At 43.9% G+C, this 12,716-nt stretch carries 26 protein-coding genes; all 26 read left to right on the forward strand.

All coding sequences use genetic code 11. From position 1 onward, the window contains the following. Positions 1-5: 5 nt before the first annotated feature. The 26 genes from rplD to rplQ all read left to right on the forward strand — a co-directional run bounded on the left by rplD (position 6) and on the right by rplQ (position 12,544). On the forward strand, positions 6-608 hold the full coding sequence (gene rplD, locus FTV52_RS03570; protein WP_004974702.1) for a 50S ribosomal protein L4: 603 nt from the start codon (positions 6-8) through the stop codon (positions 606-608). After that, a complete protein-coding gene (rplW, locus tag FTV52_RS03575; RefSeq protein WP_004974703.1) occupies positions 605-925 on the forward strand; it encodes a 50S ribosomal protein L23 in 321 nt (106 codons plus the stop codon). The genes rplD and rplW overlap by 4 nt, the downstream gene beginning before the upstream one ends. Positions 926-936: 11 nt before the next feature. Continuing rightward, entirely contained in the window at positions 937-1,761 is an 825-nt protein-coding gene (gene rplB / locus FTV52_RS03580) for a 50S ribosomal protein L2 (protein WP_004974706.1), read from the forward strand. Positions 1,762-1,780: 19 nt separating this feature from the next. Continuing rightward, the gene (gene rpsS, locus FTV52_RS03585; protein ID WP_004673001.1) at positions 1,781-2,056 is read left to right on the forward strand and encodes a 30S ribosomal protein S19; all 276 of its coding nucleotides are present in this window, start codon (positions 1,781-1,783) and stop codon (positions 2,054-2,056) included. Positions 2,057-2,067: 11 nt separating this feature from the next. Continuing rightward, positions 2,068-2,397, forward strand: a complete 330-nt coding sequence (gene rplV, locus FTV52_RS03590) for a 50S ribosomal protein L22 (protein WP_001982638.1) — start codon at positions 2,068-2,070, stop codon at positions 2,395-2,397. Between the two features lies 1 nt (position 2,398). Further along, positions 2,399-3,151 (forward strand): 30S ribosomal protein S3, encoded by a 753-nt coding sequence (rpsC, locus tag FTV52_RS03595; RefSeq protein WP_004974711.1) that lies wholly within the window; start codon positions 2,399-2,401, stop codon positions 3,149-3,151. Positions 3,152-3,154: 3 nt separating this feature from the next. Next, positions 3,155-3,568 carry a 50S ribosomal protein L16 gene (gene rplP / locus FTV52_RS03600; RefSeq protein WP_004691317.1) on the forward strand — a complete coding sequence of 138 codons (414 nt, stop codon included), beginning with the start codon at positions 3,155-3,157 and terminating at the stop codon, positions 3,566-3,568. After that, positions 3,568-3,765: a 50S ribosomal protein L29 gene (rpmC, locus tag FTV52_RS03605; protein ID WP_004650482.1), complete on the forward strand. Its 198-nt coding sequence runs from the start codon at positions 3,568-3,570 to the stop codon at positions 3,763-3,765. The genes rplP and rpmC overlap by 1 nt, the downstream gene beginning before the upstream one ends. Next, positions 3,762-4,019 (forward strand): 30S ribosomal protein S17, encoded by a 258-nt coding sequence (gene rpsQ, locus FTV52_RS03610; RefSeq protein WP_004974714.1) that lies wholly within the window; start codon positions 3,762-3,764, stop codon positions 4,017-4,019. Before rpmC ends, rpsQ begins: the two co-directional genes overlap by 4 nt. A gap of 91 nt (positions 4,020-4,110) precedes the next feature. Beyond that, on the forward strand, positions 4,111-4,479 hold the full coding sequence (gene rplN, locus FTV52_RS03615; RefSeq protein ID WP_001982634.1) for a 50S ribosomal protein L14: 369 nt from the start codon (positions 4,111-4,113) through the stop codon (positions 4,477-4,479). Positions 4,480-4,488: 9 nt separating this feature from the next. After that, positions 4,489-4,806 (forward strand): 50S ribosomal protein L24, encoded by a 318-nt coding sequence (rplX, locus tag FTV52_RS03620; RefSeq protein WP_004974717.1) that lies wholly within the window; start codon positions 4,489-4,491, stop codon positions 4,804-4,806. 16 nt (positions 4,807-4,822) lie between these two features. Further along, positions 4,823-5,359 (forward strand): 50S ribosomal protein L5, encoded by a 537-nt coding sequence (rplE, locus tag FTV52_RS03625; protein WP_004974719.1) that lies wholly within the window; start codon positions 4,823-4,825, stop codon positions 5,357-5,359. Between the two features lie 9 nt (positions 5,360-5,368). Further along, complete coding sequence (gene rpsN, locus FTV52_RS03630; RefSeq protein WP_004825185.1) at positions 5,369-5,674, forward strand: 30S ribosomal protein S14; 306 nt, start codon at positions 5,369-5,371, stop codon at positions 5,672-5,674. A gap of 12 nt (positions 5,675-5,686) precedes the next feature. Further along, positions 5,687-6,082: a 30S ribosomal protein S8 gene (rpsH, locus tag FTV52_RS03635; protein ID WP_004974720.1), complete on the forward strand. Its 396-nt coding sequence runs from the start codon at positions 5,687-5,689 to the stop codon at positions 6,080-6,082. A 16-nt stretch (positions 6,083-6,098) separates the two neighbouring features. Next, complete coding sequence (rplF, locus tag FTV52_RS03640; protein ID WP_004974722.1) at positions 6,099-6,632, forward strand: 50S ribosomal protein L6; 534 nt, start codon at positions 6,099-6,101, stop codon at positions 6,630-6,632. 14 nt (positions 6,633-6,646) lie between these two features. Then, entirely contained in the window at positions 6,647-6,997 is a 351-nt protein-coding gene (rplR, locus tag FTV52_RS03645; RefSeq protein WP_004281497.1) for a 50S ribosomal protein L18, read from the forward strand. 2 nt (positions 6,998-6,999) lie between these two features. Continuing rightward, complete coding sequence (gene rpsE, locus FTV52_RS03650) at positions 7,000-7,497, forward strand: 30S ribosomal protein S5 (protein ID WP_004974725.1); 498 nt, start codon at positions 7,000-7,002, stop codon at positions 7,495-7,497. 6 nt (positions 7,498-7,503) lie between these two features. Then, positions 7,504-7,680, forward strand: coding sequence for a 50S ribosomal protein L30 (rpmD, locus tag FTV52_RS03655; RefSeq protein WP_004786899.1), 177 nt, complete (start codon positions 7,504-7,506; stop codon positions 7,678-7,680). Positions 7,681-7,683: 3 nt separating this feature from the next. Continuing rightward, positions 7,684-8,124 (forward strand): 50S ribosomal protein L15, encoded by a 441-nt coding sequence (gene rplO, locus FTV52_RS03660; RefSeq protein WP_004974728.1) that lies wholly within the window; start codon positions 7,684-7,686, stop codon positions 8,122-8,124. Positions 8,125-8,169: 45 nt separating this feature from the next. Continuing rightward, on the forward strand, positions 8,170-9,489 hold the full coding sequence (gene secY, locus FTV52_RS03665; RefSeq protein ID WP_171062591.1) for a preprotein translocase subunit SecY: 1,320 nt from the start codon (positions 8,170-8,172) through the stop codon (positions 9,487-9,489). A 20-nt stretch (positions 9,490-9,509) separates the two neighbouring features. Then, positions 9,510-9,626, forward strand: coding sequence for a 50S ribosomal protein L36 (rpmJ, locus tag FTV52_RS03670; RefSeq protein ID WP_000867907.1), 117 nt, complete (start codon positions 9,510-9,512; stop codon positions 9,624-9,626). A 107-nt stretch (positions 9,627-9,733) separates the two neighbouring features. Then, positions 9,734-10,090 carry a 30S ribosomal protein S13 gene (rpsM, locus tag FTV52_RS03675; protein WP_004974734.1) on the forward strand — a complete coding sequence of 119 codons (357 nt, stop codon included), beginning with the start codon at positions 9,734-9,736 and terminating at the stop codon, positions 10,088-10,090. Between the two features lie 19 nt (positions 10,091-10,109). Continuing rightward, positions 10,110-10,496 (forward strand): 30S ribosomal protein S11, encoded by a 387-nt coding sequence (rpsK, locus tag FTV52_RS03680; RefSeq protein ID WP_179989923.1) that lies wholly within the window; start codon positions 10,110-10,112, stop codon positions 10,494-10,496. 12 nt (positions 10,497-10,508) lie between these two features. Beyond that, entirely contained in the window at positions 10,509-11,135 is a 627-nt protein-coding gene (gene rpsD / locus FTV52_RS03685) for a 30S ribosomal protein S4 (RefSeq protein WP_004974744.1), read from the forward strand. Positions 11,136-11,152: 17 nt separating this feature from the next. Beyond that, positions 11,153-12,160: a DNA-directed RNA polymerase subunit alpha gene (locus tag FTV52_RS03690; protein WP_004974745.1), complete on the forward strand. Its 1,008-nt coding sequence runs from the start codon at positions 11,153-11,155 to the stop codon at positions 12,158-12,160. Between the two features lie 18 nt (positions 12,161-12,178). Beyond that, positions 12,179-12,544 (forward strand): 50S ribosomal protein L17, encoded by a 366-nt coding sequence (rplQ, locus tag FTV52_RS03695; protein WP_004974746.1) that lies wholly within the window; start codon positions 12,179-12,181, stop codon positions 12,542-12,544. Positions 12,545-12,716: the final 172 nt, after the last annotated feature.

Genomic DNA, 12,716 nt, shown 5'->3' on the forward strand with positions numbered 1-12,716 from the left:
ATAACGTGAATTTAAATACTGTTTCCGGCTCTGCTGTTGAGTTATCTGAAGTTGCGTTCGGTCGTGAATTCAATGAAGCACTTGTACACCAAGTTGTTACGGCTTACTTAGCTGGTGGTCGTCAAGGCTCTAAAGCTCAGAAATCACGTGCAGACGTTGCTGGCGGTGGTAAAAAACCATTCCGTCAAAAAGGTACTGGCCGCGCTCGTGCTGGTTCTATTCGTAGCCCAATCTGGGTTGGTGGTGGTAAAACTTTTGCTGCTCGTCCACAAGATTGGTCTCAAAAAGTTAACCGCAAAATGTACCGCGGTGCAATGCAATGTATCTTAGCTGAACTTGTTCGCCAAGATCGTCTTGTATTGGTTGAAGAGTTTGCTGTTGAAGCTCCTAAAACTAAAGAGTTGCTTGCAAAACTTAACGACTTGAATGCAACTCGCGCATTGATCGTAACTGAAGCTGTAGATGAGAATCTATATCTTGCAGCGCGTAACCTTCCACACGTTGATGTGGTTGATGCTACTGCAATCGATCCTGTTAGCTTGATCGCGTTCGACAAAGTTGTAATGTCTGTTGCTGCTGCTAAGAAAATTGAGGTAGAACTCGGATGAACAACGAACGTTTATATCAAGTCCTACAAGGACCTGTATTTTCAGAAAAAGCACAAGTTTTAGGTGAAACTGCTGGTGTTCAAGTATTCAAAGTTGCATTAAATGCAAACAAACTTGAAATCAAAAAAGCAGTTGAGCAATTATTTGGTGTGGAAGTTGTTAAAGTTAACACGACTATCACTAAAGGTAAGACTAAGCGCTTTGGTCGTACATTAGGACGCCGTTCTGATGTTAAAAAAGCATACGTCACCCTGAAAGCTGGCCAAGATGTTGAAATGGCTGACTTGGGCGATACCGCTGAAAGCGCAGCGGAATAAGGACGAAATTTATGCCGATTCAAAAATGTAAGCCAACGTCTCCAGGACGTCGCTTTGTAGAGAAAGTCGTTCACGACCATCTTCACAAAGGTGCGCCTTATGCGCCGTTGGTGGAAGCTAAAAAACGTACTGGTGGTCGTAACAACAACGGTCACATTACTACACGTCACGTTGGTGGTGGTCATAAGCAACACTACCGTATCGTAGACTTCAAACGTAACAAAGATGGCATTCCTGCTGTTGTAGAGCGTATTGAATACGATCCAAACCGTACTGCACACATCGCATTGTTGAAGTATGCTGACGGTGAACGTCGTTATATTATTGCGCCTAAAGGTTTACGTGCTGGTGATCAAGTTCAATCTGGTAACGATGCTCCAATTCGTCCAGGTAACTGCTTGCCACTTCGTAACATGCCAATTGGTGCTACTCTTCACAACATCGAACTTAAAATCGGTAAAGGTGCTCAATTAGCGCGTTCTGCTGGTACATCAGTTCAATTGTTGGGTCGTGACGGTTCATACGCTATCGTTCGTCTACGTTCAGGCGAAATGCGTAAAGTGCACGTTGAATGTCGTGCTGTGTTAGGTGAAGTATCTAACTCAGAAAGCAACCTTCGTTCACTTGGTAAAGCAGGTGCTTCGCGCTGGCGTGGTGTTCGTCCTACCGTTCGTGGTATGGCAATGAACCCGGTTGATCACCCGCACGGTGGTGGTGAAGGGCGTACTAAAGGTATCCAACCTGTAAGCCCATGGGGTCAAAAAGCTAAAGGGTACAAGACACGTACCAACAAGCGTACGACTAAGATGATTATTCGCGACCGTCGCGTTAAGTAACAAGTAAAGGAATCTGACAATGCCTCGTTCTCTGAAAAAAGGCCCATTCGTCGATGCGCACTTGTTCGCTAAGGTTGAAGCGGCAATCGCGGCTAATAACCGTAAGCCGATCAAAACTTGGTCGCGTCGTTCGATGATCCTCCCAGATTTTGTTGGTTTAACAATTTCTGTTCACAATGGTCGTAACCATGTTCCAGTGATTATCTCTGAACACATGGTTGGTCATAAACTCGGTGAATTCGCGCCAACTCGTACCTATCGTGGTCACGGTGTTGACAAGAAGTCTAAACGTTAATAGGTGCTATGATGGAAGTAACTGCTAAATTACGCGGTGCCGCTATCTCGGCACAAAAAGCACGTTTGGTTGCAGATCTTATCCGCGGCAAATCTGTTGCGCATGCACTTAACATTTTAAACTTCAGCAACAAAAAAGCTGCTGTTTTAGTTAAGAAAGCATTGGAATCTGCAATTGCAAATGCTGAACACAATAACAGTTTAGATGTAGACGACCTTAAAGTATCTACGATTTACGTTGATGAAGGCATGAGCCTTAAACGTATTATGCCACGTGCTAAAGGCCGTGCAGATCGTATTACTAAGCGTACTTGTCACATCACCGTTAAGGTAGGGGTTTGATATGGGTCAGAAGGTTCATCCAATCGGTATCCGCCTAGGTGTTGTGAAACGTCATAACGCTAACTGGTATGCGAATCCGAAACAATACGCTGAATACTTGCTTAAAGACCTTCAAGTTCGTGAGTTTTTAACTAAAAAACTTAAGAACGCAATGGTAAGCAATATTCTTATCGAACGTCCAACGGGTGCTGCTAAAGTAACAATTAGCACTGCGCGTCCTGGTATCGTAATCGGTAAAAAAGGCGAAGACATTGAGAAATTACAACGCGAATTAACATCTATTATGGGTGTTCCTGCGCAAGTAAGCATCAACGAAATTGACCGTCCAGACTTAGATGCACGTTTAGTTGCTGAAGCAATCGCTTCTCAATTAGAAAAGCGTGTAATGTTCCGTCGTGCTATGAAGCGTGCGGTACAGAACTCTATGCGTGCTGGTGCTAAAGGTATCAAAGTTGAAGTTTCTGGTCGTTTAGGTGGTGCAGAGATTGCACGTACTGAATGGTATCGTGAAGGTCGTGTACCTTTGCATACACTTCGTGCGGACATCGACTATGCAACTATGCGTGCTGAAACTACTTACGGTACGATTGGCGTTAAAGTTTGGGTATTCCGTGGTGAAATCTTGGGTGGCATGAAACAAGTCATGAACCCAGCACCTGCTGAAGAACGTCCAGCTAAACGCGGTCGCGGTCGTGGTGAAGGTCAAGAGCGTCGTGGTCGTCGCAATGATCGTTCTGCTGAAAAAGGAGAATAATCCATGTTGCAACCTAAACGTACTAAATTCCGTAAGGTGCAAAAAGGCCGTAACACTGGCTTAGCGCACCGTGGTAGCTCAGTATCTTTCGGTACTATCGCTCTTAAATCAGTTGAACGTGGTCAAATGACTGCGCGTCAAATTGAAGCGGCACGTCGTACAATCAGCCGTCGTATTAAGCGTGGTGGTAAGATCTTTATCCGTGTATTCCCAGACAAACCAATTACTTCTAAGCCTCTTGAAGTGCGTATGGGTAAAGGTAAAGGTTCTGTGGAATATTGGGTTTGTCAAATCAAACCAGGTAAAGTCTTGTACGAAATTGATGGTGTGAACGAAGAATTGGCACGTGAAGCATTTACGCTTGCTGCTGCTAAACTTCCGTTTAAAACCACTATCGTGACTCGGACGGTAATGTAATGAAAACTAAAGATCTACGTGAAAAGTCGGTAGAAGAGTTGACAGCTTTGCTTGATGAGCAACAGCTTAACCAATTCCGTCTTCGTATGGCGAAAGCAACTGGTCAATTGGGTAAATCGCATGAAGTTGCGCTTACTCGTAAAACTATTGCACGCATCAAGACCCTCCTTACCGAAAAACAGGGGAACGGGCAATGAGTCAAAATACAGTCCGCACGTTAACTGGCAAAGTTGTAAGCGACAAAATGGAAAAATCTATTGTTGTCCTTATTGAACGCCAAGTTCAACACCCGTTGTATGGCAAATTGATTCGCCGTTCAACCAAATTACACGCTCATGATGAGAACAATACCGCCAAGATTGGTGATGTTGTAACCATCAAAGAAAGCCGCCCAATGTCTAAAACTAAGTCATGGACTTTAGTTGAAGTTGTTGAAGCTGCTGCTGAGTAATTAACGTTCTTGTTGCATCATCGGTCAATTTCGAGTACTCTTTGAGCCTTTCGAAATTGTGACCGGTGATGCTCGGTTTTGGAGTAGGGCAATGATTCAAACCGAAACGATGCTTGACGTAGCTGACAACAGTGGTGCTCGCCGCGTACAATGTATTAAAGTACTAGGTGGTTCACATCGTCGTTATGCTTCTGTTGGCGACATTATTAAAGTTACTGTAAAAGAAGCTATTCCACGCGCACGTGTTAAAAAAGGTGACGTGATGAATGCTGTTGTTGTACGTACAAAGTTCGGTATTCGTCGTCCAGACGGTTCTGTGATCCGTTTTGATGATAACGCTGCTGTTATTTTGAATAACAACAAAGCACCGATTGCAACTCGTATTTTCGGACCAGTGACTCGTGAACTTCGTACTGAACAGTTCATGAAAATCATTTCATTGGCTCCTGAAGTTCTATAAGAGGCAATCATGGCTAAGATTAAAAAAGGCGATCAAGTAATTGTGATCGCAGGTAAAGAAAAAGGCAAACAGGGTACTGTTCTGTCAGTTTCTAATGACCGTGTTAAGGTCGAAGGTCTTAACTTGGTTAAGAAGCACCAGAAGCCAAACCGTGCTACGGGCGCTGAAGGCGGTATCGTAACGCAGGAAGCTTCGCTTCATATCTCAAACGTGGCAATTTTTAATGCTACAACCCAAAAGGCTGACCGTGTTGGTTACCAAACGATTGATGGCGTGAAAACTCGCGTTTATAAATCGAATGGTGAATCAGTGGCGGTGGCGAAGTAATAGGTTGAAATAGGCAATGGCCAGACTTAAAACACGTTACAACGACGAACTTAAGGCTCAATTACAAGAACAATTGGGCGTTAAGAATGTGATGGAGATCCCTCGCATCACTAAAATTACCATCAACATGGGTGTTGGTGCTGCAGCTGCTGACAAGAAATTGTTAGATGGCGCTCTTTCTGATATGCAAGCTATTGCTGGTCAAAAACCAGTTTTAACATTAGCTCGTAAATCAATCGCTGGTTTTAAAATCCGTGATGGTTGGCCGATTGGTTGTAAAGTTACTTTACGCGGCGAACGTATGTACGAATTCTTAGACCGTTTGATCTCTATCGCGATCCCTCGTATCCGTGACTTCCGTGGTTTCTCTTCGAAATCATTCGATGGTCGTGGTAACTACTCTATGGGTCTCAAGGAACAAATCATGTTCCCTGAAATCGATTTCGATAAGATTGATCAAATTCGTGGTATGGACATCACCATCACTACGACTGCTCGCACCGATGACGAAGGCCGTGCGCTTATGCGTGCATTCGGCTTCCCGTTCAAATAAGAGGTCGATATGGCTAAGAAAGGTATGATTAATCGCGAATTGAAACGCGAAGCTACTGTTGCGAAATACGCTGCAAAACGTGCTGAATTAAAAGCAACGATTGCAAACGTAAATGCAAGCGACGAAGAGCGTTTCGAAGCGATGATGAAGTTACAAGCATTACCACGTAATGCGTCTCCAGTACGTCTTCGTAACCGTTGTGGTTTAACTGGTCGTCCTCATGGTTACTTCCGTAAGTTCGGTTTAAGCCGTAACAAATTACGTGACACAGTAATGCAAGGTGATGTACCGGGCGTTGTTAAGGCAAGCTGGTAAGGAGCACTATAAATGAGTATGCAAGATACCGTTGCCGACATGCTAACGCGTGTTCGTAACGCTCAAATGGCAAAGAAACAAACTGTTTCTATGCCTAATTCTAAGTTGAAGGTTGCTATTGCAAACGTACTTCAACAAGAAGGTTATATCGCAAATGTAGAAGTGGCTGACAACGAAGGCAAACCTACATTAACGATTACTTTAAAATACTATGAAGGCAAACCAGTTATCGAAACTGTGAAACGCGTAAGCCGTCCAGGTCTACGTCAGTATCGCGGTAAAGATGCACTTCCAAGCGTTAAGCAAGGTTTAGGTATTGCAATCGTTTCTACAAGCAAAGGCATCATGACTGATCGCGCTGCACGTGCTGCAGGTATCGGTGGTGAAGTTATTGCTTTTGTTTCTTAATAATAGGTGATTCCTCATGTCTCGTGTGGCTAAAGCCCCAGTAACTGTACCTAACGGTGTTACAGTTACTCAGAACGGCCGGCAGGTCGAAGTGAAAGGCAGCAAAGGTACATTGTCTTTCAACCTGCATGCGCTGGTCGAGCTAAAACAGGAAGACGGTATTTTAGCTATTGCTCCTAAAGCTGAGTCGAAAGACGCTTGGATGCAAGCTGGTACTGCTCGCGCTGTGCTTAACAACCTTGTAAAAGGTGTGAGCGAAGGCTTCGAACGTAAGTTGCAATTGATTGGTGTTGGTTATAAAGCTGCGGTAAAAGGTAACGTTGTTAACCTTAACCTTGGTTTTTCACACCCAATCGATTACACCCTTCCTGAAGGTGTGACTGCAGAAACTCCAACTGCAACTGAAATTATCCTTAAATCTGCTGATAAAGCAGCTTTAGGTCAAGTTGCTGCGGATATCCGTGGATACCGTCCACCAGAGCCATATAAAGGTAAAGGTGTTCGTTATTCGGATGAAGTTGTTCTTCGTAAAGAAGCTAAGAAGAAATAAGGCGCGAGGTTCTTATGAACGAAAAGAAACAATCCCGTTTGCGTCGTGCGAAAAGCACACGCTTGCACATCCGTGCATTGGGTGCGACTCGTTTGTGTGTAAACCGCACGCCGCGTCACATCTATGCTCAAGTTATTTCAGCAGATGGTGGCAAAGTTTTAGCGCAAGCTTCAACTTTAGATGCTACTTTACGTGCTGGTACAACTGGTAACGTTGAAGCAGCTCAAAAAGTAGGTGCTTTAATTGCAGAACGCGCGAAAGCAGCTGGCGTAACTAAAGTTGCGTTTGACCGTTCTGGTTTTAAATATCATGGTCGTATCAAAGCCTTGGCTGATGCTGCTCGTGAAAACGGCTTGGAGTTCTAATCATGGCTAAAGTTGAACAAAACGAAGGTCTTGTTGAAAAGCTGGTTGCCGTTGATCGCGTAGCCAAAGTTGTTAAAGGTGGTCGTATCTTCTCTTTCACAGCATTAACTGTTGTGGGTGATGGTAATGGTCGCGTGGGTTTTGGTCGTGGTAAAGCACGTGAAGTTCCAGCTGCTATTTCTAAAGCACTTGAAGCTGCACGTCGTAACATGATCACTATCGAATTGGCAGATGGTACTTTACAACACCCGATTCATGCGCGTCATGGTGCAAGCCGTGTTTACATGCAACCAGCATCTGAAGGTACTGGTGTAATTGCGGGTGGTTCTATGCGTGCAGTTTTAGAAGCTGCAGGTGTACGTAACGTATTGACTAAATGCCGTGGTTCTACTAACGCTGCAAACGTAGTGAACGCAACTTTTAACGGTTTGCGTGACATGACAACTCCTGAAAAGGTTGCTGCGAAACGTGGTCTTTCAGTAGAACAAATTCAAGGGTAATCAATCATGAAAACGATTAAAGTTACCCAGACTAAATCTGCATCGCACCGCTTGAAAAATCACAAGCTTAGCCTTAAAGGTTTAGGTCTGCGTCGTATTGGTCATACTGTAGAAGTGCAAGATACGCCTTCTAACCGTGGTATGATCAACCAAGTCTACTATATGGTTAGTGTAGAGGAATAAGCCATGACTCTGCGTTTAAATGAACTTGCACCTGCAGAAGGTGCTAAGCGTGAAGCCCGTCGTCTAGGCCGTGGTATCGGTTCTGGCGTTGGTAAGACTGGTGGTCGTGGTATCAAAGGTCAAAACTCACGTAAGAGCGGTGGTACACGTCCTGGATTCGAAGGTGGTCAAACTGCGTTATATCGTCGTTTACCTAAATTCGGTTTCACTAGCCAAATCGCTTTGAAAACTGCTGAAGTACGTTTATCTGAGCTTGCTAAAGTGGAAGGCGACATCGTTAGCCTTGAAACTTTAAAAGCAGCGAACGTTGTACGTAAAGATATGGCTCGTGCTCGTATCGTACTTTCTGGTGAAATTACTCGCGCATTCACTATTCAAGGTGTTGCTGTGACTAAAGGCGCTAAAGCTGCTGTTGAAGCGGCTGGCGGTAAAGTCGAGGAGTAATCCCCAGTGTCTATGTCTCCTAGTTCTTCAGGTCATGTTCACATGATGAAAGGCCAACCATTTCACGTGAAATACCGTGAAATTATACGCCGAATGATGTTTCTCATTGGTGCGTTGTTGGTATTTCGACTAGGAGCGCATATTCCAGTACCAGGCATTAATAATGCCGCACTTGAACAATTGTTTAATGCAAACCAAGGTACAATCCTTGGTTTGTTTAACATGTTTTCGGGTGGTGCATTAGAGCGGATGTCGATTCTTGCTTTAGGGATCATGCCATACATTTCTGCTTCGATTATCGTACAGTTGATGTCTACCGTGGTTCCTTCGCTTGAAGCTTTGAAAAAAGAAGGCGAGCAAGGCAAACGCAAAATTAATCAATATACGCGCCAAGGCACATTGTTTCTTGCACTTGTGCAAGCGATTGGGATGTGTGCAGGTCTGATTGGTCAAGGTATTACCTTAACGTCAGGTCTGGCTTTTTACGTTCCAGCTGTGACCTCTTTGGTTGCAGGCACAATGTTCTTAATGTGGTTGGGTGAACAAATTACCGAACGCGGAGTGGGCAATGGTATTTCCATGATCATTTTCGCAGGTATTGTTGCAGGCTTGCCTAATTTAATTATGCAATCCTTCACATCTATTGACAGTGGCCAGTCAAGCCTGATTGGTTTGGCAATTTTTGGTTTATTGTCTTTGGGTGTACTTGCAGCAATTGTGTTTATTGAGAAGGCGCAGCGTCGTATTCCAGTAAACTATGCTCAAAAACAACAAGGTCGTCGTGTATTTACTGCTCAGCAAACGCATTTGCCATTAAAAATTAATATGGCAGGTGTGATTCCAGCAATTTTTGCCAGTTCATTGCTTTTGTTCCCAGCGAGCTTAGGTCAATGGGTCGGCAGTGCGGATCCTAGTGCTGGATTAATCAAGCGTAGTCTACAAGACTTGGCATTGGTATTGTCGCCTGGACAACCGTTGTATTTGGTGCTCTTTGGTGCGTTAATTATCTTTTTCTGTTACTTCTACACTGCGCTGGTTTTCAGCCCTAAAGAAGTTTCGGAAAACTTGAAACGCAGCGGAGCTTATGTGCCTGGTATTCGCCCAGGTGAGCAAACTGCTCGTTACTTAGATCATATTCTCAGTCGTTTGACCTTTATTGGCGCGATTTACATCACTGTAGTCTGCTTAATGCCGATGATTCTACAAAGCTCATTTGGAATTCCATTTAGCTTAGGTGGTACATCATTATTAATCGTTGTAGTGGTTGTGATGGACTTTATGGCTCAGCTTCAAGCACATCTCACCTCGCACCAGTACGATAATCAAACGTTAATGAGAAAAACGACTGCTCATCCTAAGGGATAAGCGCACTTAGAGGTTTCATCATGAAAGTACAAGCTTCTGTAAAGAAAATTTGTGGTAGCTGCAAAGTTATCCGTCGTAATGGGGTTATTCGCGTAATTTGCAGCGCAGAACCTCGTCATAAGCAGCGTCAAGGTTAATTTGATTAAGACCTGTTGATTTCAGTAGGCTAATTAGGTTATTATCCGCCCCTCAAGATTTTTGTGGGGCGGTTGATTATCTTAACTGCCTTTTTGGAGAAAATTGAATGGCTCGTATTGCCGGTGTAAACATTCCGGATAACAAGCACGCTGTTATCTCTCTCACTTATATCTTTGGTATTGGTCGCCACACTGCTAAGACTATCTTAGCTGCTGCTGGTATCGCACCAACAACAAAGATCCGTGAATTAGATGACGCTCAGCTTGATGCGATTCGTGCAGAAGTTGCTAAGGTTCCGACCGAAGGTGACTTACGTCGCGAAATTTCCATGAACATTAAACGTTTAATGGATTTAGGCTGCTACCGCGGTCTTCGTCATCGTCGCAGCTTGCCTGTCCGTGGTCAACGCACCAAAACTAACGCACGTACCCGTAAAGGTCCGCGCAAACCGATTAAGAAATAAGATTTCTGGAAGCTAAAAGATGGCTAAAGATACTCGCACACGCAAGAAGGTCACTCGTACCGTCTCTGAAGGTGTTGCACACATTCACGCTTCTTTTAATAACACCATTGTGACCATTACCGATCGTCAAGGTAATGCACTGGCTTGGGCTACCTCAGGTGGACAAGGCTTCCGTGGATCACGTAAATCAACTCCGTTCGCTGCTCAGGTAGCTGCTGAAGTTGCTGGTAAAGCTGCTTTAGATTACGGTTTGAAAAACTTGGAAGTCCTTGTTAAAGGTCCTGGTCCAGGTCGTGAGTCTGCGGTTCGTGCATTAGGTGCAGTGGGTTATAAAATTAACAGCATTACCGATGTGACTCCAATCCCTCACAACGGTTGCCGTCCACCTAAAAAACGTCGCGTGTAAGGAGAAACATTCATGGCTCGTTATATTGGTCCAAAATGCAAACTCTCTCGCCGCGAAGGGACAGACCTGCAACTAAAATCTGGCGTTAAACCATTTGACGTCAAAACTAAAAAACACGCTAAAGCTCCTGGCCAACATGGCGGGGCTCGTGGTGGTAAGCAATCTGAGTACTCACTACAATTACGTGAAAAACAAAAAGTACGTCGTATGTACGGTGTTTTAGAGCGTCAATTTAGTAACTACTATAAAGAAGCTGCTCGTGTGAAAGGCGCAACAGGTGAGAACTTGTTGAAATTGCTCGAAAGCCGTCTTGATAACGTTGTTTATCGCATGGGTTTTGGTTCTACACGTGCAGAAGCTCGTCAGCTTGTATCTCACCGTAGCATTACTTTAAATGGTCGTCGTGTTAACATTGCGTCTATTCAAGTTAAAGCTGGTGATGTAATTGCAGTTCACGAAGGTGCAAAACAACAATTACGTATTAAAAACGCAATTGAATTGGCTGCTCAACGTGGTATCCCTTCATGGATGGAAGTTGACCATTCTAAATTTGAAGGTACGTTTAAAGCTGCACCAGATCGTTCTGATTTACCTGCTGAAATCAACGAAAGCTTGATTGTAGAATTGTATTCTAAATAATCCTTGAGGTAGCAATAATGACGCGTACTGCAAATGAGTTTCTTACTCCGCAAGCGATCAAGGTCGAAGCGGCAAGCGGGACCTCGGCAAAAGTTATTCTAGAACCATTAGAGCGTGGCTTTGGTCATACTCTTGGTAATGCTTTACGTCGCATCCTTCTTTCTTCTTTACCTGGCGCAGCTGTGGTAGAAGTTGAAATTGAAGGTGTCGAGCACGAGTACAGTACTTTGGAAGGCTTGCAGCAGGACATCGTCGAGCTCTTGCTGAACCTGAAAGGATTGTCTATTAAGCTGTTCGATCAAAATGAAGCTTATTTGACATTGGAAAAACAAGGTCCAGGCGATGTAACTGCTGCAGACCTTCGTTTACCGCATAATGTTGAAGTGGTTAACCCTGAACACTTGATCGGCACTTTAAGTGCTACAGGCAATTTAAAAATGCGCCTGAAAGTTGCTCAAGGTCGTGGTTATGAAACATCTGACTCACGTTTCCCAGAAGGCGAAACTCGCCCTGTAGGTCGTTTGCAGTTAGATGCTTCTTATAGCCCAATTAAACGTGTGTCTTACATCGTAGAAAATGCGCGTGTAGAACAACGTACTGACCTTGACAAGTTGATCATTGATCTTGAAACCAATGGTACAGTTGATCCAGAAGAAGCAATCCGCAAAGCGGCAACAATCTTGCAACAACAAATTGCAATTTTTGTTGATCTTCAGAAAGATCAAGCTCCTGTTGCTCAAGAGCCTCGTGAAGAAGTTGACCCAATCTTGCTTCGTCCAGTAGATGATCTAGAGCTTACTGTTCGTTCTGCTAACTGTTTGAAAGCAGAAAATATTTACTACATTGGTGATCTTGTACAGCGTACTGAAGTTGAGCTACTTAAAACGCCTAACTTGGGTAAAAAATCGCTTACAGAGATCAAAGATGTTCTGGCTTCTAAAGGCTTACAGCTCGGCATGCGTTTAGAGAACTGGCCACCGGCTAGTCTCCGTATGGACGATCGTTTCGCCTATCGTAGCCGTTAATTAAGTAGGACTATCACCATGCGTCATCGTAATAGTGGTGTGAAATTAGGCCGTACAAGCAGCCATCGCAAAGCGATGTTCCAAAACTTGGCTAATTCTTTGTTCGAACACGAGTTAATCAAAACAACTGTTCCTAAAGCAAAAGAATTACGTCGTGTTGCTGAGCCTTTAATCACTTTAGCTAAAAACGATACAGTAGCAAACCGTCGTTTAGCGTTTGCTCGTACTCGTTCAGCAGCAACTGTTGGTAAATTATTTACCGTTCTTGGCCCTCGTTACAAAGAGCGTAACGGCGGTTATCTACGTGTTCTTAAAGCGGGCTTCCGTGCGGGTGATGCTGCACCGATGGCTTACGTTGAGCTTGTAGATCGCGAAGTTAAATAATTTCGCTAAGAATAACGCACGTTGTTCAGAAAAAGACCGGTTTTACCGGTCTTTTTTTATGAAAAAAATATATTGAATCTCAATAAATGATGAAATTGTCCCGAATTGATATAAATTTTAGTAACTTTTGCTAAACTTGACATTGTGTATTGTCAAATTTATGCTTTAATAA

This window comes from Acinetobacter sp. YH1901141 (assembly GCF_013416935.1).
Taxonomy (GTDB): domain Bacteria; phylum Pseudomonadota; class Gammaproteobacteria; order Pseudomonadales; family Moraxellaceae; genus Acinetobacter; species Acinetobacter towneri.